The sequence below is a fragment of the Parabacteroides johnsonii DSM 18315 genome (assembly GCF_025151045.1).
Classification (GTDB): Bacteria; Bacteroidota; Bacteroidia; order Bacteroidales; family Tannerellaceae; genus Parabacteroides; species Parabacteroides johnsonii.
This window is the reverse complement of sequence record NZ_CP102285.1, coordinates 4,409,344-4,429,426: the sequence shown is the minus strand read 5'-3', so window position 1 is coordinate 4,429,426 and position 20,083 is coordinate 4,409,344. Positions and strand designations below refer to the sequence as shown.

The following is a 20,083-nucleotide window of genomic DNA, read 5'->3' as shown; positions in this document are numbered from 1 at the left end:
CTTTAAATTTTTACTATATTTACACGCTAATCGATAGGGAGTGATGGAATATTCAACAGATTTAAAGGCTTTCAATCAATTATTCGCAGATTATCAAGGACGGTTCATCCGCTTTGCGAATATGTATGTGAGGGATATGGCCGTTGCCGAAGATTTCACCATAGAGGCACTGATGCAATACTGGGAAAACCGTAACACGCTAAAGGCCGATTCCAATGTTCCGGCCTATATACTCACGATCATCAAAAACAAATGCATCAACTACCTGCAACATATACAAGTCAGGGAAGATGCCAGCGAACACCTGAAGAATCATGCCGAATGGGAACTGAACACCCGCATTTCCACCCTCGAAGCCTGCGATCCGGAAGAACTGTTTACAGCCGAGGCGCAAGAGATCGTGAACAAGACATTGGCCACCCTGCCCGAACAGACCCGCCGTATTTTCATCATGAGCCGCTACGAAAACAAACCTTACAAAGAGATAGCGGAAACACTCGGTATGACTACCAAAGGCGTGGAATACCACATCACCCAAGCCTTAAAAAAGTTACATATCAACCTGAAAGACTACATTCCATTATTTGCATTCTTATCCTACATGAATTAATCCGATCCTTCCGTCCACATTCGACCACCAATCTTTTATCCGAATGTAAAAAATAAAAAGAGCGCCGGATCACGCAAACTTATCTTATCCATAATGTCTGCATAATCCGGTGCCCTTCTATATTTGTCTGTATCCGGCAATATTTCCCCCGGGACGTTTCCTTCAAGCGATCACCTCGACAATATTACCATCCGGGTCCAAAACAGCCCCTTCATAGTAGCCGTCTCCTGTGGTACGCGGCTCACCTACGATCTTGTAGCCGTCCGAACGGAACCGTTCAATCATGACATCCACCTTCTCTTTCGATCCGGTAGAAAAGGCAAAATGGGCAAGTCCGATGAACACGTCTGCCGTTTCTCTGGTAATATCGGTCCGCTGCATGATTTCAAGCGAAGCTCCTCCTTCGAAGGTTACGAAATAGGAGGCAAAGCCTTTCTTCGGGTTCACATATTTCTCGTTGCTTTTCCCGTTGAAATACTTGATATAAAAATCACGCGAACGTTCCAGTTCATTCGTCCAAATAGCGATATGAGTCAATTGCATATGTTATTCTTATTTACAAATCCGACAACCGGCGCATCTCGCCAGTTCTCCGCGAAAACGTTTTTCTACCAATTTGTGCAGACGGTCTTTTAAGGCATCCAGACGTACATAGTCAATCACATCCGAGGTGAAAGCTACACTCAGTAACATGCGTGCCTCATCACGAGGAATGCCGCGGCTCTGCATATAGAACAAGGCGTTTTCGTCCAACTGTCCGGTGGTCATACCATGCGAACATTTCACATCGTCGGCATAGATTTCCAACTGGGGCTTGCTGTACATGCGGGCTTCACGGGTCGCGCAAAGATTGCGATTCGTCTGATAGGCCGCTGTCTTCTGTGCATCTTCCTTCACTAAGATACGGCCGCTGAACGCACCGACCGCATGGTCATCCAAGACATTCTTGAACAGCTCGTTGCTGGTGCAATAAGGTACGGCATGCGTAATATGGCTGTAGGTGTCCAGCTGCTGTTCCTTATCCAGGATCGACATACCGCACAAAGTCGCTTCAGCCTGTTCGCCGTTCAGCTCGATATAATAGTTATTACGGGTAAGGCCGTTATTCAGTGTGATACCATTCACCAAAACATTACTTCCCGCTTCCTGCTTCACATGTACGGAGGCAAAACGAGTAGTTGACACGCTGCTCTCTTCGAGGTCGTAGTAATCGAAGAAGGCGCCTTCGCCCGCAAAAATTTCGACAACCTGTGTCGCTAAGAACTTGACATCGTCGATGCTATGGTCGCACACCAGCAGTTTGGCTTCCGAACGGGCCTCCATAATCACCAGGATACGGCGATTCGCCATCGTGTCCACATCACTACGGAAAATATTCACCAATTGGATCGGACGCTCCACAACGACACCTTCCGGCACATAGACCACAAAACCATCCTGAGCCAGCATCGTGTTCAAAGCAACGATACCATCCTTACCGGTCGGAGCCGCTTTACCGTAATAACGGGAGGCTACTTCGGGATATTTCTCCATGAAAGTACGCATCCCCCCGGCATAAACGCCTTCGGGAAGATGGGCTTTCGGCAACATCTTGTCATAGAAAGTATCGTTCACCACAAAATAAAGAGAAGTACTCAGGTTGGGGACGTCACAACGGAATACGTCATACGGATTGACCGGGATATCGAGACGATTGATATTCACCCCATAGTCCGGAGCAAAAGCCTGGGCCACATCGGTATATTTATAATCTTCACTCTTCACCGTCGGAAAGCCCAACCGCTCCAAATCAGCCAAAGCCTGTGTGCGGGGTGCATTCTGCACGCCTGAGGCATGGCGACGGATCAGGTCCTCATAGCGGGTGAAAAGATCAATATATTGTTGTTCAGCCTTCATGTCACTCATCTCCCATCTCTTTCTTGATCCAGTCGTAACCTTTTTCTTCGAGCTCGAGGGCCAGTTCGGGACCGGCTGTCTTGACGATACGTCCTTTGTAGAGGACATGTACAACATCAGGCTTGATATAATCCAGCAGACGCTGATAGTGCGTGATAACGATAGCCGCATTCTCAGGTGTACGCAATTGGTTCACACCATTTGCCACGATACGGAGGGCATCGATATCCAAACCGCTGTCCGTTTCATCGAGAATCGCCAGCTTCGGTTCCAACATCGCCATCTGGAAAATTTCGTTCCGCTTCTTCTCACCGCCCGAAAACCCTTCGTTCACGCTGCGGCTCGCCAGCTTATTGTCTAGTTCGACAATCGCACGCTTCTCACGCATCAGTTTCAGGAAATCGGTAGCCGATACAGGTTCCAGTCCTTTGTATTTACGATGTTCGTTCAGAGCGGCACGCATGAAGTTCACCATGCTGACCCCCGGAATCTCCACCGGATACTGAAAACTCAGAAAAATACCTTCGCGACTACGATCTTCCGGTTCGAGATCCAGCAGGTTCTTACCATTGAAGATCACCTCCCCTTCCGTTACATCGAATGCCGGATTACCGACCAACACACTGCTCAAGGTACTTTTTCCGGAACCGTTCGGCCCCATAATAGCGTGTACCTCACCCGCCTTGACAGAAAGGTTGATCCCTTTCAATATTTCTTTGCCATTGATATTGGCATGTAAATTTTTTATCTCTAACATAACTTTATAATTTATGATTTATGCGATTTATGATTTATGATTTATGATTTATCATCAACGCATAAATCATAAATCATAAATCATAAATCATCCTACGCTTCCCTCTAAAGAAATGGTCAACAGCTTCTGGGCCTCCACGGCAAATTCCATAGGAAGCTTGTTCATTACCTCGCGGGCATATCCGTTTACAATCAGGCCGACCGCTTCTTCCACCGAGATACCACGCTGCCTGCAATAGAACAACTGCTCCTCGCTGATCTTGCTCGTCGTCGCTTCATGTTCCACTACCGCCGTTTCGTTCTGGATATCGGTATAGGGGAAGGTATGGGCGCCACAGGTCGAACTAAGCAACAGGCTGTCGCACTGGCTATGGTTACGGGCACCTTCGGCACGGGGAGAAACTTTCACCAAGCCACGATAGCTGTTCTGGCTATGTCCGGCGGAGATCCCCTTCGAGACGATCGTACTGCGGGTATTCCGCCCGAGATGGATCATCTTCGTACCGGTATCGGCCTGCTGGTAATTGTTGGTGACGGCCACCGAGTAGAACTCACCAACCGAATTATCACCAGCCAGGATACAACTCGGATATTTCCAGGTGATGGCGGAACCGGTCTCCACCTGTGTCCAGGAGATCTTGCTTCCTTCGCCCTTGCACAGTCCGCGCTTAGTCACGAAGTTGTAGATTCCTCCCTTTCCTTCCTTATCGCCCGGATACCAGTTCTGGACAGTAGAATATTTTACTTCGGCCCGTTCGTGCGCTACGATTTCGACAATAGCGGCATGAAGCTGGTTCTCGTCGCGCATTGGGGCGGTACAGCCTTCGAGATAGCTGACGTAGGCTTCATCATCCGCTACGATCAATGTACGTTCGAACTGTCCGGTATTAGCCGCATTGATACGGAAGTAAGTGGAAAGCTCCATCGGGCAACGCACACCTTTCGGGATATAGACAAACGAACCGTCCGAGAACACCGCCGAGTTCAATGCAGCAAAGAAGTTATCACGATAACTGACCACACTTCCCAGATACTTCTGGACCAAGTCAGGATGATGCTGGACAGCCTCGCTGAAAGAGCTGAAGATAATGCCTTTCTCGGCAAGTGTCTCCTTGAACGTCGTCTTTACAGAGACGCTGTCCATCACGGCATCGACCGCCATTCCACTGAGTTGTGCACGTTCGTGTAAAGGGATACCCAGCTTGTCGAAAGTTTTCATCAGTTCCGGATCGACCTCGTCCAGGCTCTTCGGGCCCTCCTTCTTCTTCGGGGCGGCATAGTAGATGATATCCTGATAGTCGATCGGCGGTATATTCAGGTGAGGCCAAGCAGGCATCTCCAATGTCTGCCAGTGGCGGAAGGCTTTCAAGCGGAATTCAAGCAGCCATTCCGGTTCATTCTTCTTGGCAGAGATAATACGGACAGTCTCTTCGTCCAATCCTCGATGAATCACCTCCGTATCTATATCGGTAACGAATCCGTACTTATAGTCACCGGTCGTCACCTCATTTAGTATGTCGTTTGAATCTTCCATTATACATTAATATATATTGTTCAAATTATGCAACCTATTCCTCCTTAAAAAACAAATTTTGGAAGTAAATGGTTGGGATTATTTCTTTGACTGAATTATAAAAACGGGATTCGACCTTTGCCCCACGCGGGATCAGAACCGATCCCTTGTCTATCATCTCCATACCGTTCAGCAGAAGGCTGATAAACGCCATCATAAAACAAAATCCCAAGACACCGCCCGCCAGATGGTTCAGGACACTCAGCGGCGTCGCCCCCACGACACGAGTCAGAATCTCACCCGCCAGCAATATGACACCCACGATCAGCAGAAAGCCCGCCACGTAGCTGAGCACCGTCACCCCTTGTTCGGGAAACCAGCCCAATGCCAATATATATCCGCGCAACCAGAGTGCCGCCTTCGTACAAAAAAAGATCCCGACCAAAAGGGCTATAAGCGAAACAACCTGTTTGATGACTCCATCAAACAGGCCTTTCACAAATCCTATTCCTGCCAGACATAGCAATGTAATGTCCAACCAGTTCATATTTACAATGTCTTCTTGATTTCCGTTTCTTCGTATGCCTCGATGATATCGCCCACCTGGATATCATTGTAGTTCACCAAGTTCAAACCGCAATCCAATCCGGCAACCACTTCTTTCACATCGTCTTTGAAACGCTTCAAAGATTCCAGCTCACCAGCATGGACCACGATACCGTCACGGATCACACGCACCTTATTCGAACGCTTGATCTTACCTTCACGTACCATACATCCGGCAATCGTCCCCACTTTCGTGATCTTGAATACCTGAAGCACTTCCACGTTGGCCGTGATCTCTTCCTTGATTTCCGGTGAAAGCATACCTTCCATAGCACTCTTCACTTCTTCAATCGCATCGTAGATGATCGAATACAGACGGATTTCGACTCCTTCTTTCTCTGCCAGACGACGTGCAGGCAATGCCGGACGCACCTGGAACCCGATGATGATCGCATCGGAAGCGGCAGCCAGTACGACATCCGATTCGGAAATCTGGCCGACAGCCTTATGGATCACATTCACCTGGATTTCCTCTGTAGACAGACGGATCAGAGAGTCTGACAACGCTTCTACCGAACCGTCCACGTCACCCTTCACGATCACGTTCAGTTCCTGGAAGTTGCCGACTGCGATACGGCGACCGATATCATCCAATGTAAGCATCTTCTGCGTACGCAGACCCAACTCGCGCTGCAACTGTTCGCGGCGGTTGGCAATTTCACGGGCTTCCTGATCTGTCTCCAGTACGTTGAACGTATCGCCGGCCTGCGGAGCACCGTTCAGACCGAGGATCAGCGCCGGTTCGGACGGACCAGCCTTTTCGATACGCTGGTTACGTTCGTTGAACATCGCTTTTACACGACCGAAATGAGTTCCGGCCAATACGATATCACCGACCTTCAACGTTCCGTTTTCAACCAGCACGGTAGAAACATATCCACGTCCTTTGTCGAGCGAAGACTCGATGATGGAGCCAACGGCACGTCTCTTCGGATTAGCCTTCAAGTCGAGCAAGTCAGCTTCCAGCAATACTTTTTCCAACAGGTCCTCTACACCCATACCCTTCTTGGCAGAAATTTCCTGGCTCTGATACTTACCGCCCCAGTCTTCAACCAGGTAATTCATATTAGCCAGTTCCTCCTTGATCTTGTCGGGATTAGCATGCGGCTTATCTATCTTATTGATAGCAAACACGATAGGCACACCGGCAGCCGAAGCATGGTTAATCGCTTCGACAGTCTGCGGCATGACATTATCGTCGGCAGCCACAATAATAATCGCGATATCCGTCACCTTGGCACCACGGGCACGCATAGCGGTAAAGGCCTCGTGACCCGGCGTATCCAGGAACGTGATACGGCGTCCGCTCTGCAACTTCACGTTGTAAGCACCGATGTGCTGCGTGATACCTCCGGCTTCACCGGCAATAACATTTGCATTACGGATGTTATCCAGCAAAGAAGTCTTACCATGGTCAACGTGTCCCATCACAGTCACGATAGGAGGACGCGCCACCCAATCTTCTTCGTTGTCGTCTTCTTCATCGGCCTTAATGGCTTCCACCACTTCGGCACTTACATATTCAGTCTTGAAGCCAAACTCTTCGGCTACGATATTAATTGTTTCCGCATCCAGACGTTGATTGATGGAAACCATGATACCGATACTCATACAAGTCGCAATAACCTGTGTAACCGGAACATCCATCATGTTGGCGAGGTCGTTGGCTGTCACGAATTCGGTCAGCTTCAATACCTTGCTTTCCATTTCTTCCTGTTCCATCAGTTCGTGTTCACGCTTCTGGATGGCATCGCGTTTGTCGCGACGGTACTTGGCACCTTTATTATTTTTATTCCCCTTGTTGGTCAGACGGGCCAGGGTTTCCTTTACCTGCTTCTGTACATCTTCCTCGCTGATCTCCGCCTTCACCGGCTTGCGCAGGCGTGGCTTGCGATCGTCGTTCGGACGAGACGGACGTGCGTTGGTTCCCGGCGTATTGTTCACGTCTACGCGGTCTTTCTTGATACGGTTACGTTTTTTCTTTGCATCCGCACCACCTTCTCCCGGTTTGACAGGAGCACCGGGTCTTGCCGTTCCGTCTTTCGGTCCCTTGTTGAAAGGCCCGTTACCCGACTGTTGCCCCGGCTTGTTACCGGCGAACTTCTCTCGCTTGTCTTCACGCTCTTTCTTGCGTTCCTCCTTCGTCTTTTTCTTCGGACGGGTAGACTGATTCAACGCGTTCAGGTCTATCTTCCCTGTTACCTTGATTTTCGACTCGAACTTCGGAGTATTCAACCGGAATAATTCTTCCTCCGAACCGTTGCCGGCAGGTGCTGCCGGTTCCGCGGTCACGGTCGTTGACTCTACATTTGCAGCTTTCGGCTCCTGTACAGGCTCCGGTTTAATCACTTCTGCTGGTTCCTTTTCCACTACTATAACTTTTTCTTCTTTTATCTCCTCAGGCTGCTGTTTCACTTCCGGGACTTTCACTTCAGGCATTTTTGCCTCAGGTTCCTTCACTTCGGGAGCTTTTGCTTCAGGGGCTTTCACCTCCTGAACCGGAGCTTCAGCAGTTTTTGTAGCAGAGGTCGCCTCCACAGGCTTCTCCACTTTCTTTTCCACAGGAGCGGAAACAGGCTGATGCTGTACCTCCTGCACTTTTTTATGCGATCTGTCCAGATCAATCCGGCCCTTTGTCACAATTTTAGGCTTGAATTCTTCCGGTATTACAGTCTTTATTTCCGAACTCTTTTCTTCTTTCACAGAAGAAGCTTCCCTGTGAGGACGTTCGGGCACGACCCGCTCACGCTCACGTCCGCCGTTCGGTAAATCTTTTCCAAACTCTTTTACGAGCAAAGCATACTGTTCATCACCGATTCGCGTGTTGGGATTGTTATCCTCAACCTCGAACCCTTTCTTGCGTAGAAACTCAACAACCGTGTTGATTCCTACATTTAATTTCCTTTGTACTTGTATTAATTTTATGGGCATATCAAACTTTGTCGTAATACTTATTCCTGGGTTTCATCCTGTTCTTCTTCAAATTCGGCAGATAAAATAGCAAGTACCTCGTCAACAGTCTGTTCTTCGAGGTCGGCACGTTCTATAATCTCTTCGCGGCTCATAGCCAATACGCTCTTCGCCGTGTAGCACCCGATATTCTTCAGTGCTTCGATTACCCAGCTGTCGATTTCATCCGAGAATTCATCCAAATAGATATCCTCTTCATCTGCACCTTCCAGATCTCGGAAAACATCGATGGCATATTCGGTCAGCATACAGGCAAGCTTGATATTCAAACCACCTTTACCGATAGCCAATGAAACCTCATCAGGATGAAGATAAACCTCTGCCTTACGTTCTTCTTCATTCACTCGTATAGAGGAAATTTTTGCCGGGCTTAATGCACGCTGGATAAACAGCGATATATTAGATGTATAATTAATAACATCGATGTTCTCGTTTCTCAGCTCGCGAACGATACCGTGAATACGGGAACCTTTCATTCCGACGCAAGCGCCAACCGGGTCGATACGGTCATCGTACGACTCGACGGCAATTTTTGCTCTCTCTCCCGGAATACGGGCAATCGCCTTGATGGTGATCAGGCCATCGTTGATTTCCGGCACTTCAAGTTCGAACAAACGCTGCAAGAATAATTTGTCTGTACGGGAAAGGATGATCTTCGGATTGTTGTTGTAGTTGTCCACCCGCTGTACGATAGCACGTACAGTTTCACCTTTACGGTAAAAGTCTGTCGGGATCTGTTCTGTTTTCGGGAGCAGCAACTCATTACCCTCGTCGTCCAACAACAGGATCTCTTTCTTCCATACCTGGTAAACATCGGCAGCGATGATATTGCCGATTTTGTCTTTATATTTAGCAAACAAGCTGTCTTTCTGCAATTCAAGTATCTTTGAAGCCAGCGTCTGGCGCAGGTTCAGAATGGCACGACGTCCGAAATCGGCAAAATGCACTTCGTCGGTTACCTCTTCGCCCACTTCACAGTCGGCATCGATCTTACGGGCCTCGGTCAGTGTCAGCTGAAGATTCTCATCTTCCAGTTCGTCATCGGCGACAACCGTACGGTTTCTCCAGATCTCGAAGTCACCTTTTTCCGGGTTGATAATTACGTCGTAATTTTCATCCGTACCGAACATTTTAGCGATCACGTTGCGGAATGAGTCTTCCAACACGCTGATCATCGTATCCTTATCTATATTTTTCAACTCCTTGAACTCAGCAAGTGTGTCAATCATACTGATTGTTTCCTCTTTCTTGGCCATAATCTTTATTTACTTGAATCTTATTAGGTATTTTGTATATTTTATTTCATCGAATGTATATGACTGATCTTCCTGGACAGTCACTTTACGCTTGGCTCCTTCGGGTTTCACTTGTTTTTCAACAGTGACTACCACCCCGTTCTCGTCAGCCGACTTCAATACACCGGTCAACTTCGTACCGCTTTTAAGCAGCATTTCCACTTCGTTGCCTATATTTTTCACATATTGGCGAAGCACTTTAAACGGAGAAGTTATACCAGCGGAGCCGACTTCCAGCTCGAAGTCCTCCACATCCCGATCCAGGTGACCTTCCACATAGCGGCTCAACTCCGCGCAGTCATCGATACAAACACCCTCATCATTATCTATTTCTATGATAATCAGGTTACCTGGTTTAATTACTACATCTACTAAATAATTGCCGGAAGAAGCTAATTTTTCTTCTACCAACCGACTTATCACGTCCTTTTCAATCATATACATACAGTTAAGAACAAAAGAAGGGGACTGCCCGCCCCCTCCTCATCTTCGCTTAATCGTCCGCAAATATACAAATAATCAGTGAGTTTTCAAATAAATATATATTTTTTCTGCATATTCTGGGGTTTATTGGAGGTGTGTCGAAACTATCCTGTTCCCGCGCCCCTCGCGGGATCGTATTAAAACCGGCCCTATAAAAACCTGATTGATAAGGCCTGTCCTTTTGCGACCCCGCATCTAGTGCGGGGACAAAGAGATTTTGACCCACCTCCTTATATCCTCGGTAATGGTTTATTATCAAAATGACACCCCTATCCCATCTAATTCGAATTAATAGGGCATCTTTTGGAAATTACCCGCAAGGGTAATATTTTTTAACATTCTATTTGATAGCAAATATCCTCTTGGTCTATCGAAATGATAATACGAAAGGAAGAAAATATCGAAAAAAGGTCTTCTTTTGGTGTAGCCATCCTAAAGTATTTGATCATTACCCGTTTTTTTCGTTCCTTTGCCCCTCGAATATAAGGGGGTGCTTGCCGGAATGACGCCCAAGAAACAGGAAGGCAGGCTGAGATCATACCCATTGAACCTGGACGGGTAATGCCGGCGAAGGGAAAAAAGTGTATCTTCAGTAAAAACAGCTCACCTCTGCTATTCCTTTTAAAATTCAGGTTATCAAAAAGAAAAAGGATGAAAAGTGTTCTTATTATTGCCTCATCATTAGTGGTATTGTCGGCGCAAGGCAAAACGGCTGGACCTGCCGATTCTCTGAAAATTTCAAAAGACATCTCGCTGGACGAAGTAGTCGTCACCGCAACCAAAGTAGCCAAAGGGACACCGGTTGCCTACAGTGAACTGACAAAGGACGAGCTGAACCGCCGGAACGACGGGCAAGGCATCCCCTTCCTGATCCTCCAATCGCCGTCCGTCATCATGACATCAGATGCCGGGACAGGCATCGGCTATTCCGGATTCCGCATCCGGGGGACGGATGCCAACCGTATCAACATCACGGTCAACGGCGTACCGGTAAACGACTCCGAGTCACACACAGTCTTCTGGGTGAACATGCCGGACTTCGCCTCTTCGGTCGATAATATCCAGATACAGCGTGGAGCCGGAACCTCGACCAACGGGGCAGCCGCCTTCGGAGCAACCGTCGCCATGCAGACGCAGAAATCGGAGTTGAAACCTTATGCCGAATATTCGGTCTCGGCCGGATCGTTCGGAACAGTCAAAAACATGGTCAAGCTCGGAACCGGGCTTCTACAGGACCATTTCGTTTTCGACGCCCGTTATTCCAATATCCAGAGCGACGGGTACATCGACCGGGCCAAGGCCAACATGCACTCCTATTTTGCCTCGGCGGCTTACTATGGGGATAACACGCTGATCCGTTTCCAGACTTTCGGCAGCATCGAGAAGACCTACCAGGCATGGACCGGCGTCCCCTCCTATCTGCTGGACTCAGACCGCACCTACAACCCGTGCGGGGAATATCAAGAAGACGGTGTCACCAAATATTACCAAAATCAGACGGACAACTACCAACAGCAGAACTACCACCTGACAGCCAGCCAACGTCTGAGCGATTTGTGGAACATGAATCTGACACTCCATTACACACACGGGGCAGGTTATTATGAAGATTACAAAGGAGGGGCCAAAGTCAAGGACTACAAGCTACCCCTATATATCGACAGTCAGGGAGACACCATCGCCAAGACAGACCTCGTCCGCCGCAAGTGGCTGGAAAACGACTTCTACGGAGCGATCTACAGCGCTAACTACCGGGGAGAGCGCTTGCAGTTTTCCGCCGGAGCCGCCATCAACCGTTATGACGGCGACCATTTCGGACGTGTCATCTGGGCAAAGCAATCGAACAACCTTCCCGTACCGGACTACGAATATTATCGTAACACGGGCGACAAACTGGATTATAATATGTATGCCAAGGCCAATTACCAGCTCCATCCCAATCTGAACGGTTATCTGGACATGCAGTACCGGGGTATCCACTACACGATCGAAGGCAGCGACGACAAAGCCGGCGACCACGTGAATGTCGACAAGCACTGGAACTTCTTCAACCCCAAAGCGGGCATTAACTTCCAAAAGGGTGGCCACAACGCTTTCGTCTCTTTCTCGGTAGCCAACCGCGAACCGAACCGCGACAACTTCACCGAAGCCGGCCGAGACGAACGCCCACAGCACGAGACGCTCTACGATTATGAAGCCGGCTACGGTTTCGGAAACTCCCGCTTCCGCATCGGCGCCAACCTTTACTTCATGGATTACAGCAATCAGCTGATCCTGACCGGCAAGATCAGTGAAATCGGTGAAGCCCTCACTTCCAACATAAAGGACAGCTACCGGATGGGGATAGAACTCACGGGAGGTGTGGAAATCACCTGTTGGCTGGACTGGAGCGGAAACCTGACACTAAGCCGGAACAAGATCAAGAACTTCACCGAAAGCATCGAGGTCTACGACGCCGACTGGAACTTCCTGCGCGAGGACCACAACGAATTAGGGACGACCGACATCGCCTTTTCACCGGACATCATCGCCAACAGCATGTTCAATTTCAGTTGGAAACAATTCAGTGCAAGCTTCAACTCCCAGTTTGTCGGCCGCCAATATATCGACAACACCTCTTGCAAAGACCGTTCCATCGATCCCTATTTCGTCAGCAATCTACGCGTCGGTTATGTTTTCAAACCAAAGTTCATGAAAGAAATAGCCCTCGATGTCACGGTCAACAACCTGTTCAACGAACAGTATGAAACCAACGCCTGGGTCTACTCGGCAATCGTTGGCGGCGAACGCTATAAAGAGGACGGCTATTTCACCCAGGCAGGAACAAACGCGATGGCACGAGTCACATTCAGGTTCTAACACACATTATAATCATGCTACTATTGGAATATTTCGGAGTATTGACCGGGTTGCTTTATCTGTTCCTGGAGATCAGGCAGCACCGGGCCATGTGGGTGGTAGGTTTCCTCACTTCCCTCGTCTATGTCTTTGTCTTCTTCTTTTCGAAGATATACGCGGATATGGGATTGAACATATACTATGTAGCCATCAGCATATACGGCTTCTGGCAGTGGACACGCAGACGTGAGGTCGAAACGGCCCAGAACGGAGAAGCCGCCCCCTCCCAGGAAGCGATCCTCTACCGTAACATGACGCCCCTCCTTTTCGCCGGGATCTGTTCCGCCATCCTCGCCCTGTTCGCGTTGCTCTATTACTTCTTGCATTATTTCACCGATTCGCCGATACCGGCAGGCGATGCTTTTACCACTGCCGTCGGAATCGTCGCCACCTGGATGCTGGCCCGCCGGATCATCGAGCACTGGATATTCTGGATCATCGTCAACTGCGTGTCCGTCTATCTTTATTACCTGCGTGGTCTCTATCCCACAATGTTTCTCTATATTTGCTACGCCATTCTGGCGGCAGTCGGATTATATACTTGGAAAAAGAAAGGAATAAGAACACATGATAGCACCTTATAATTGCGTAGTCGTGGCAAACGGCAGTTTTCCGCAAACAGCTTTACCGCTCCGTCTTTTGCACGAAGCTTCCGTCGTCATCGCCTGTGACGGGGCCATCGAGGCATTGGACAAAGCAGGCATCACCCCGGCAGCCATCGTCGGCGATCTGGACAGCATCCCGTCCTGCTTCCGCGAGCGCTACGCCGACCGCATTCATATCGTGGAGGACCAGGAAATAAACGACCTGACGAAATCCGTCCGTTTCGCCCACCGATCCGGGGAGCAGGAAGTCCTGATCTTAGGGGCTACCGGGCTGCGCGAAGACCATACGTTAGGCAATATCTCGTTGCTGATGGACTACGCCCCGCTGTTCCGCCGGATAGAAATGCTTTCGGACTATGGGATTTTCACCCCTCTCCGGCAAACGACGACGCTGGCAAGCGATCCCGGTACCCAAGTGTCTCTTTTCTCACTCGCCCCTTCCGGCACGATTTCCACCACCGGACTACGCTGGCCCATCCGCGACCGCCGGCTGACGGCCTGGTGGCAAGGTACATTGAACGAAGCGACGGGCGACAATTTCACCGTCACCCTCTCACCGGAGGCCCGTGTCATTGTCTACCGTACTTTCTAAATAAAAAGTCCCGAAGGGAAATCTTGCGATCAGCCTTCGGGACAAAATACACCCTCAATTTTACAACTTAGTATTTATTCAAGCCTCACGGCTGTTTAATAATAATGCTATTCAACCACCTGTCAGGCAGGCAACTTATTCAATTGAGAAGCTTTCCATTCAGGAAAACCATCAATGTTGTCATACATGTGGAACTGCAACTTGTCATCCGCCACCCTTTTCAACTCCGTTTTAGGAGCCAGTGGCAAACACATGTCATCCACTGCAAACAGTGCTTTCAACAAAACCACATCGTACCCCTCGCGGATTACTTCTTTCTGTAGTATCACCGGCACATTCAATCTGGCCAGATAATAAGCAGAACGTTCATACGCGCACCATGAATCGCCTTCGAGATATAAGTAGACACCATGCTGGTTGTCTATCTCATTCATCAGAACTTTTTCGACATCCGCTATACGTTCCATAATCTGAATAATTTAAAATTCTCAATCTTTTATATGCAAACTCTATGTTGCAAAGATATGGGCAAATATGGCAAAGGTTACATTGTGAAAGTCTCAATCTTACTACTCAAAGCTATCAAATAGCTGATTATCGGCCTCTTTCTTACGCAACTCGTCCAAATTGGCCGCAGCTCCCTTCACACCGGCAGCTTTTGCTTGTTCCAGCAGCTTTCCGGCCTCGTCCAGATTCCCTTCCAACAGGTTCAGGACACCACGTGCATGGATAGCTTCGGGGCTATTGCCGGCCTTAGCCAGATAAGTACGGGCCGCATCCAGGTCGTTCTTCGACAATGCGATATTGGCGGCGTTCAGGTTGGCGACAGGGTCGTCACTGTACATGCGGACCGCTATCTCGAACACTTCATTATATTCCTTGCTTCCGATCTCGTAGCTGTTGGCCACCGCGAACATTTCGCTCAAACTCAACTGCTGCGGACGCGTCTTGATAATCTCGCGGCCTTCTTCAACCGTAAAGAATCGCACCTGGTAAGCGACACGGTAGTCGGAACGACGCAACGAAGGATAGATATTCTTCAATACATAACGGTAAGGAACCCCTCCGTCCAAAGCTGCCAGCCTGGCGTCTTTCTTATCCGGATCATCATTGCTGTTGATGATAGCCAGCACAGCCTCACGCGAAGGAACGCTCCGGTCGGCCTCTACTTTTGCTTTCAGGCCTTCCCAATCTTCTGAACCGTTATCCAACGTGAACAGCTCCGGTTTGAAGTCGTGTTTCTTCCGGATATATTCGGAAAGTGCTTTCACACGATTGCCAGCCAGGACCGTATTGGACTTGTAGCTGCCTTCAGGCGATGCAAAACCTTTCAGGATAATGCCTTCAAGCGTGATGTTCTTATCGTTTACGACCGTACTGATCGTATTGTCGATCTTCGCCAGTTCCACCGCATTGTTACGGAAATCCGGCAGGATCGCATATTTACCCACCTGGAAGTCCAGATAAGCAGTCCCTACCTCAGCACGATGTTTCACCGTTTCCGCTTCCGGAGAGATATAAGCCAGGGTAGGCTGCACCTCATACCGCTTGTCGGGACGGGTCAGGACCTTGTCGGCTATCACGAGCGGCGCACCCTGTTCCTCTTTTCCACAACCGCACATATTCGGGACCAGCACGAAACGGGCATCTTTCATCCACGATTCAAACGGGATTACCGTTTTATAGTTGATGACGTTTTCATTCTTTCCGGCCTGAACGACCAAAAAGCGGGGTTCATCCTGCAAGTTATTCAAAGCGATCTCGCGGTCATACACTTTCTGGCTGATCCGTCCGTTCAGCAGGATGGAAGGTAACCCTTCCTTCTGTGAAGCCGATTCCAAAACCGGTGTCAGGGAGAGGTTCTCGCGAGATTTGATCTGACTGCCGTCGACCGTGATCACGGCGTCGATCACCAATTCGTTTCCTTTTTGTTTCAGTTCGTTACAAACCACTTTTACCGGGGCCTGAGCCAGGATAGCCGGCGAAACGACAGCCAGCAGAGCTGCTGCCATATATATTTTCATTGTTTTCTTCATAGCTCCGATTATTTAATAAAGTAAATAATAGAAAGAGCAGCCTTCGTCACCCCGAAATAGTCTTTCGTTTCGCTCTTCTGAACCGTGCCGCATGATGCGCACGGATATTTATCATAGTCCAGATGCGCCCATCCGATACCGATCACAGCCTCCATACTCCAACGGTTGCTCAGTAGCCACTGATAGCCATAGGACAGGCCGGCTCCGTAGAGGTTGCCCTGATAACGGTAATTCTCCATATTTTTACTCAAGAACTTGATCCCGCCGACATTATAATCGGCATAATGGGCATGCACTCCGAGAAAATGACCGTTAAACTTCTCACATAACCAATAACGTGCTTCCGGCTGAACCATCCAATGCTTCCAACGCATGTCGTCGCCAAACTTCCATCCGTTGTAGTTACCGGACAAGTCCAGTGTCCACTTCTTGCTCAATCCCATCTCAACCCCTAAGTTGATCGTTGCAGTCGCGTCGTACAGCAAGTTTGACTTTACCGCAAACTTCTGCCCATAGACGTTCGTCATCCCGGCCAGAAGCAAAAAGAGGAAAAGTACTTTTTTCATACACTTCATTTTTAATTATCTTTTGTTTTTCTATCGCATATTAAACAACAAAGGAGATAAAACTGTTTATTCCGATACAAAAATAGAATAAGTCTTTACCACGCGCGGTAGGTGCACGTTTCAAGTTTCACAGGCAAAGCTACCAAGAACGGACCGTATGATATAAATACCAACGAAAAAAGGACAGGACGATAGAAATACCGATTAATGAATCCAAAGTGGCCTGTTCATTTCTCCGATTCCCTCTCGAAACGCGCCCATTTGAGTTTTTTATTGACGACCTCCGAAGTGCGGACATGCATGCCCTTTACGAAAATGGATTCGGCTCGGATTTCGTTGATGCGATCTACACGGCGGTATTTGGCGGAGATACCGAAAGTGCAAAAATCGTTCAGGCAGACATCGTAACCGTCTTTCAACCGATCTATGATATAGTCTTCCATCAGCATCCACGAACGCGCCAGTTCCGAACGGAGGGAAGACGAACCGTGCGATATTTCTTCAAACATCCGCTCTTTGTTTATTGTGCCGCGGCTGACTACTTTGGGATAAAAACCCGTTACTTTCTCGCTGTCCTCATTCAGGTTATCATAAATGGGGACAAATCTGTATTGTATACTCATACTATATTATTTTTATAAATGATTATCATGCTTCACATCGACACCTTTCAACTCAACCACCTGAGTATTTACCTATTATCAGGTGTCGATATTGGTGTCGATGTTGGTGTCGATGCAGATGTCGATGTACTCACCCGACCGGCACATCGGCACCCGGTTCTTCTGTTTCCGGTATGACATAATAGTATTTCCGGTCTTTTTTCATCTTCTTCCGTACATTATATTTTTGCATTAATTGTCCGAACAACCTCAGCTTTGTTTCCGTAAGGTCTATTTTGCTCTGTTTGCTGATTGTCATCAATATTTCGGGTGCTGACAACGGCTCACAACCCTCCTCTTCCTCCGGAATACGGAAATAATGGAGGAACAACTCTTCCAACAAAGGCCGCTTTTCGAACATCCGGTTATTCCGGTTCAAAAGCACCTCCTCTTCCGGGGTAAACCAATAACGTTCACCTTCCCTCAAGGCACCGACCGCCTGGGCATAGAGTTGGGGATAATCGATGGGTTCTATCCTGATCATTCCCTTCACCTCCACCCCGATGAAACGGCGGCTACCGGTGGTATCGGTCAGTAAAGCAAACGTATTGGAGGTGGCGATAAACGAAGCGAACCGCCTCATCTCCTCTATGCTCTCGCCATAGGGCTTGCGCAATGTGACTTTCGCCTTTTGGAGCAGGTTTTTCAAATAAGGCTGGCGGGAAGCGGGTATCGAGTCGAACTCATCCAAGTTGATCAGTGCGAAGCGGCTCAACGCCATTTCCGCATCCTTCCGGCTTCCCAAATCAATCCCATCGACAAAATAAGGCCGCAGCTCGGGTGGCAAAAGACTCTGACAGAAAGTGCTCTTGCGACACCCCTGTGGTCCGACCAGCAGAGGGGACGTGCTGTTGGCATGTTCCCGGTCCATCTGCAACCAATGTGCCACCATACTGAGGAACCAAATATAAAAGAAATTCCTCCACTCCTCGTTTTCACAGGGCACACAATCGGCAAGGGTACGGATGCGGTCCTGCCCGTCCCAATGCGGCAGGTCGAAAAGGAACTCCTCGACCGGCCAGTAATGGGAGACACGCCGGGAGTCCACGTAACGCTGTACATCATATTCGATTGCCGACACGCCCTCCAACTGCGCTTCGAAACAGATGCTCTTGACCGTCTCGGCCGTCACCGGGCGATAGCCGGTGAACAGCGAATGTCGTTCGCGATACTCCTTACATCCCTTCATCCGGTTGAACCGCAACTCATAACGCCTCGTCATAAACTCTTCCATCTGCATCGCCACCAGCATCCGCCGGGGCATACAAGGCCGCACGCTGCAACGTTTTTCTTTCCTGTAGACGTTCCCGAACGTCGCCCTCAACTCCATCTCCTGCTCCCTTCCGAACGGGTGTATCAGGGCAAAACGGACGGCATCTTCTTCCGGGATAGCGGATTGCCGGCATTTACGCGCCAGATGTACTACGAACTTTTTCCGTTCTTCATCGCCGCCGTCTTCCGGCCCGACCTGCCGGAAGGTGTCAGCAAGGCAGGTTTCATAGAGGAGCGATATGCGTTTGTAACGCTCATAGCCGGGCGCCATGCGCAACAAAGGGGCCGGCTCGGCATCGTGCGCCTCGCGTGTTGTCACCGGAGCGGGCATCTGCAAAGGTTGTTCCTGGCGGATCGGCAAAGCATCCGGATTATAATACAACTCCGGATCATACGACACACGGCATCCTTGTTCCGGAACCGGAAAGCCTTCTTCTTTCCGTCCGACGGGCAACTGGAGCTGTACCTCATAATAGCGGCTGGCACGTAGGTAGGCATGGGCATGGAAAAGGCGCATACGCTCCTCCGTCTCCGGCACGGAACCGTCGGGCAAGGTAAAGGGGACCAAGACTTTGACACTCCTTCCACTCGATCCGATAAACGAGGCAAGCGTTTGCGGAAAGCCCGCCGCCCGATCCCGTATGGCAGCCGCCTCCGCACGGCCGATCAGATTGCCGATACTAAGCAGCACCAATCCGGTATAGGTGACCACACCGATCCTCTCATCCTCCCGCTTCAGCGTAACGCCAAACAAAACTACAGGTATCTTTTCTGCTGCAAGACTTTTTATCCCGGGAGTCAGATAAGGAATATTCTGCCGCAATGTGGTCACCGGCTTCCGGCTATTTTCCGTTTTCATGGCGTTCAGGACAATGCTTAGTTCAAGGTTACGGAAAGCCGCCAGGTCACCGCGAAGTTGCGTTATTTTCATATTAGCATTAGTTTTTAAATTTCCGGCAAGATAAGGTTTATATTTCGGATATCTATTGTTTTTCAATTATTTTATACATAGACTAACACAAAACACACCGGGAACTAACTCGAACCATGCCATAAACTAATCCGGGACATACAGGAAAGTTGGGATAGGTAGTACTATGTATAAGGTATAGGTAGTACTATGAATTGCTAATAGGTAGTACTACCTATCGGTGTTATGTCGTACTATCTATAGAGAGTATGTAATATGCTATGAATTAGTTTATGACATGGTTTGAGTTAGTTTGTGGGGAGATTCGGGATAGTTTGCGGGGAGATAGAGGTTTAAACTGCTGAAAAACGGGGGGATGGATATGCGAAAAACGGAAAAGGTGTCGATGTGGT

At 48.9% G+C, this 20,083-nt stretch carries 17 protein-coding genes; 4 read left to right on the top strand and 13 right to left on the bottom strand.

Features of this window, described 5'->3' with window-relative positions; translation table 11 throughout:
* Positions 1-43: 43 nt before the first annotated feature.
* Positions 44-610 carry an RNA polymerase sigma-70 factor gene (locus NQ564_RS18000; RefSeq protein WP_008152860.1) on the top strand — a complete coding sequence of 189 codons (567 nt, stop codon included), beginning with the start codon at positions 44-46 and terminating at the stop codon, positions 608-610.
* A 162-nt stretch (positions 611-772) separates the two neighbouring features.
* Here the strand turns inward: NQ564_RS18000 and NQ564_RS17995 are convergent, their stop codons facing one another.
* From NQ564_RS17995 to rimP, 8 genes are all read right to left on the bottom strand, one after another.
* The gene (locus NQ564_RS17995) at positions 773-1,153 is read right to left on the bottom strand and encodes a VOC family protein (protein ID WP_008152861.1); all 381 of its coding nucleotides are present in this window, start codon (positions 1,151-1,153) and stop codon (positions 773-775) included.
* A 9-nt stretch (positions 1,154-1,162) separates the two neighbouring features.
* Positions 1,163-2,515 (bottom strand): Fe-S cluster assembly protein SufD, encoded by a 1,353-nt coding sequence (sufD, locus tag NQ564_RS17990; RefSeq protein ID WP_008152863.1) that lies wholly within the window; start codon positions 2,513-2,515, stop codon positions 1,163-1,165.
* A complete protein-coding gene (gene sufC / locus NQ564_RS17985) occupies positions 2,508-3,263 on the bottom strand; it encodes a Fe-S cluster assembly ATPase SufC (RefSeq protein ID WP_008152865.1) in 756 nt (251 codons plus the stop codon). Before sufC ends, sufD begins: the two co-directional genes overlap by 8 nt.
* Before the next feature lie 87 nt (positions 3,264-3,350).
* Positions 3,351-4,796, bottom strand: coding sequence for a Fe-S cluster assembly protein SufB (sufB, locus tag NQ564_RS17980; protein WP_008152867.1), 1,446 nt, complete (start codon positions 4,794-4,796; stop codon positions 3,351-3,353).
* 34 nt (positions 4,797-4,830) lie between these two features.
* Positions 4,831-5,322 (bottom strand): CvpA family protein, encoded by a 492-nt coding sequence (locus tag NQ564_RS17975; protein WP_008152869.1) that lies wholly within the window; start codon positions 5,320-5,322, stop codon positions 4,831-4,833.
* 2 nt (positions 5,323-5,324) lie between these two features.
* A complete protein-coding gene (gene infB / locus NQ564_RS17970; protein WP_008152870.1) occupies positions 5,325-8,312 on the bottom strand; it encodes a translation initiation factor IF-2 in 2,988 nt (995 codons plus the stop codon).
* 20 nt (positions 8,313-8,332) lie between these two features.
* The gene (gene nusA, locus NQ564_RS17965) at positions 8,333-9,607 is read right to left on the bottom strand and encodes a transcription termination factor NusA (protein ID WP_008152872.1); all 1,275 of its coding nucleotides are present in this window, start codon (positions 9,605-9,607) and stop codon (positions 8,333-8,335) included.
* A 9-nt stretch (positions 9,608-9,616) separates the two neighbouring features.
* A complete protein-coding gene (gene rimP, locus NQ564_RS17960) occupies positions 9,617-10,084 on the bottom strand; it encodes a ribosome assembly cofactor RimP (protein WP_008154173.1) in 468 nt (155 codons plus the stop codon).
* Positions 10,085-10,780: 696 nt separating this feature from the next.
* Here rimP and NQ564_RS17955 point away from each other — a divergent pair.
* From NQ564_RS17955 to NQ564_RS17945, 3 genes are read left to right on the top strand one after another with little or no spacing between them, the layout of a single operon-like run.
* Positions 10,781-12,988: a TonB-dependent receptor gene (locus tag NQ564_RS17955; protein ID WP_039848363.1), complete on the top strand. Its 2,208-nt coding sequence runs from the start codon at positions 10,781-10,783 to the stop codon at positions 12,986-12,988.
* A gap of 14 nt (positions 12,989-13,002) precedes the next feature.
* A complete protein-coding gene (pnuC, locus tag NQ564_RS17950) occupies positions 13,003-13,611 on the top strand; it encodes a nicotinamide riboside transporter PnuC (protein WP_008152877.1) in 609 nt (202 codons plus the stop codon).
* The gene (locus tag NQ564_RS17945) at positions 13,595-14,224 is read left to right on the top strand and encodes a thiamine diphosphokinase (protein WP_008152879.1); all 630 of its coding nucleotides are present in this window, start codon (positions 13,595-13,597) and stop codon (positions 14,222-14,224) included. Before pnuC ends, NQ564_RS17945 begins: the two co-directional genes overlap by 17 nt.
* A 122-nt stretch (positions 14,225-14,346) precedes the next feature.
* On the opposite strand, the gene NQ564_RS17940 is transcribed toward NQ564_RS17945, so the two are convergent.
* From NQ564_RS17940 to NQ564_RS17920, 5 genes are all read right to left on the bottom strand, one after another.
* Positions 14,347-14,691 carry a hypothetical protein gene (locus NQ564_RS17940; RefSeq protein ID WP_008152881.1) on the bottom strand — a complete coding sequence of 115 codons (345 nt, stop codon included), beginning with the start codon at positions 14,689-14,691 and terminating at the stop codon, positions 14,347-14,349.
* Between the two features lie 102 nt (positions 14,692-14,793).
* A complete protein-coding gene (locus tag NQ564_RS17935; protein ID WP_008152884.1) occupies positions 14,794-16,260 on the bottom strand; it encodes a DUF3868 domain-containing protein in 1,467 nt (488 codons plus the stop codon).
* Between the two features lie 8 nt (positions 16,261-16,268).
* Positions 16,269-16,826, bottom strand: a complete 558-nt coding sequence (locus NQ564_RS17930) for a DUF3575 domain-containing protein (RefSeq protein ID WP_008154165.1) — start codon at positions 16,824-16,826, stop codon at positions 16,269-16,271.
* A 227-nt stretch (positions 16,827-17,053) separates the two neighbouring features.
* The gene (locus tag NQ564_RS17925; RefSeq protein WP_005637603.1) at positions 17,054-17,449 is read right to left on the bottom strand and encodes an HU family DNA-binding protein; all 396 of its coding nucleotides are present in this window, start codon (positions 17,447-17,449) and stop codon (positions 17,054-17,056) included.
* Positions 17,450-17,579: 130 nt separating this feature from the next.
* Positions 17,580-19,691, bottom strand: coding sequence for a VapE domain-containing protein (locus NQ564_RS17920; protein ID WP_129650332.1), 2,112 nt, complete (start codon positions 19,689-19,691; stop codon positions 17,580-17,582).
* Between the last annotated feature and the right edge of the window lie 392 nt (positions 19,692-20,083).

Coding starts and splice junctions, on each gene's coding strand:
- NQ564_RS17920 (WP_129650332.1), bottom strand. CDS start 19,691: ATGAAAATAACGCAACTTCGCGGTGACCTGGCGGCTTTCCGTAACCTT.
- NQ564_RS17975 (WP_008152869.1), bottom strand. CDS start 5,322: ATGAACTGGTTGGACATTACATTGCTATGTCTGGCAGGAATAGGATTT.
- NQ564_RS17940 (WP_008152881.1), bottom strand. CDS start 14,691: ATGGAACGTATAGCGGATGTCGAAAAAGTTCTGATGAATGAGATAGAC.
- NQ564_RS17945 (WP_008152879.1), top strand. CDS start 13,595: ATGATAGCACCTTATAATTGCGTAGTCGTGGCAAACGGCAGTTTTCCG.
- NQ564_RS17955 (WP_039848363.1), top strand. CDS start 10,781: ATGAAAAGTGTTCTTATTATTGCCTCATCATTAGTGGTATTGTCGGCG.
- NQ564_RS17935 (WP_008152884.1), bottom strand. CDS start 16,260: ATGAAGAAAACAATGAAAATATATATGGCAGCAGCTCTGCTGGCTGTC.
- NQ564_RS17925 (WP_005637603.1), bottom strand. CDS start 17,449: ATGAGTATACAATACAGATTTGTCCCCATTTATGATAACCTGAATGAG.
- infB (WP_008152870.1), bottom strand. CDS start 8,312: ATGCCCATAAAATTAATACAAGTACAAAGGAAATTAAATGTAGGAATC.
- NQ564_RS17995 (WP_008152861.1), bottom strand. CDS start 1,153: ATGCAATTGACTCATATCGCTATTTGGACGAATGAACTGGAACGTTCG.
- sufD (WP_008152863.1), bottom strand. CDS start 2,515: ATGAGTGACATGAAGGCTGAACAACAATATATTGATCTTTTCACCCGC.
- nusA (WP_008152872.1), bottom strand. CDS start 9,607: ATGGCCAAGAAAGAGGAAACAATCAGTATGATTGACACACTTGCTGAG.
- NQ564_RS17930 (WP_008154165.1), bottom strand. CDS start 16,826: ATGAAAAAAGTACTTTTCCTCTTTTTGCTTCTGGCCGGGATGACGAAC.
- sufB (WP_008152867.1), bottom strand. CDS start 4,796: ATGGAAGATTCAAACGACATACTAAATGAGGTGACGACCGGTGACTAT.
- NQ564_RS18000 (WP_008152860.1), top strand. CDS start 44: ATGGAATATTCAACAGATTTAAAGGCTTTCAATCAATTATTCGCAGAT.
- pnuC (WP_008152877.1), top strand. CDS start 13,003: ATGCTACTATTGGAATATTTCGGAGTATTGACCGGGTTGCTTTATCTG.
- sufC (WP_008152865.1), bottom strand. CDS start 3,263: ATGTTAGAGATAAAAAATTTACATGCCAATATCAATGGCAAAGAAATA.
- rimP (WP_008154173.1), bottom strand. CDS start 10,084: ATGATTGAAAAGGACGTGATAAGTCGGTTGGTAGAAGAAAAATTAGCT.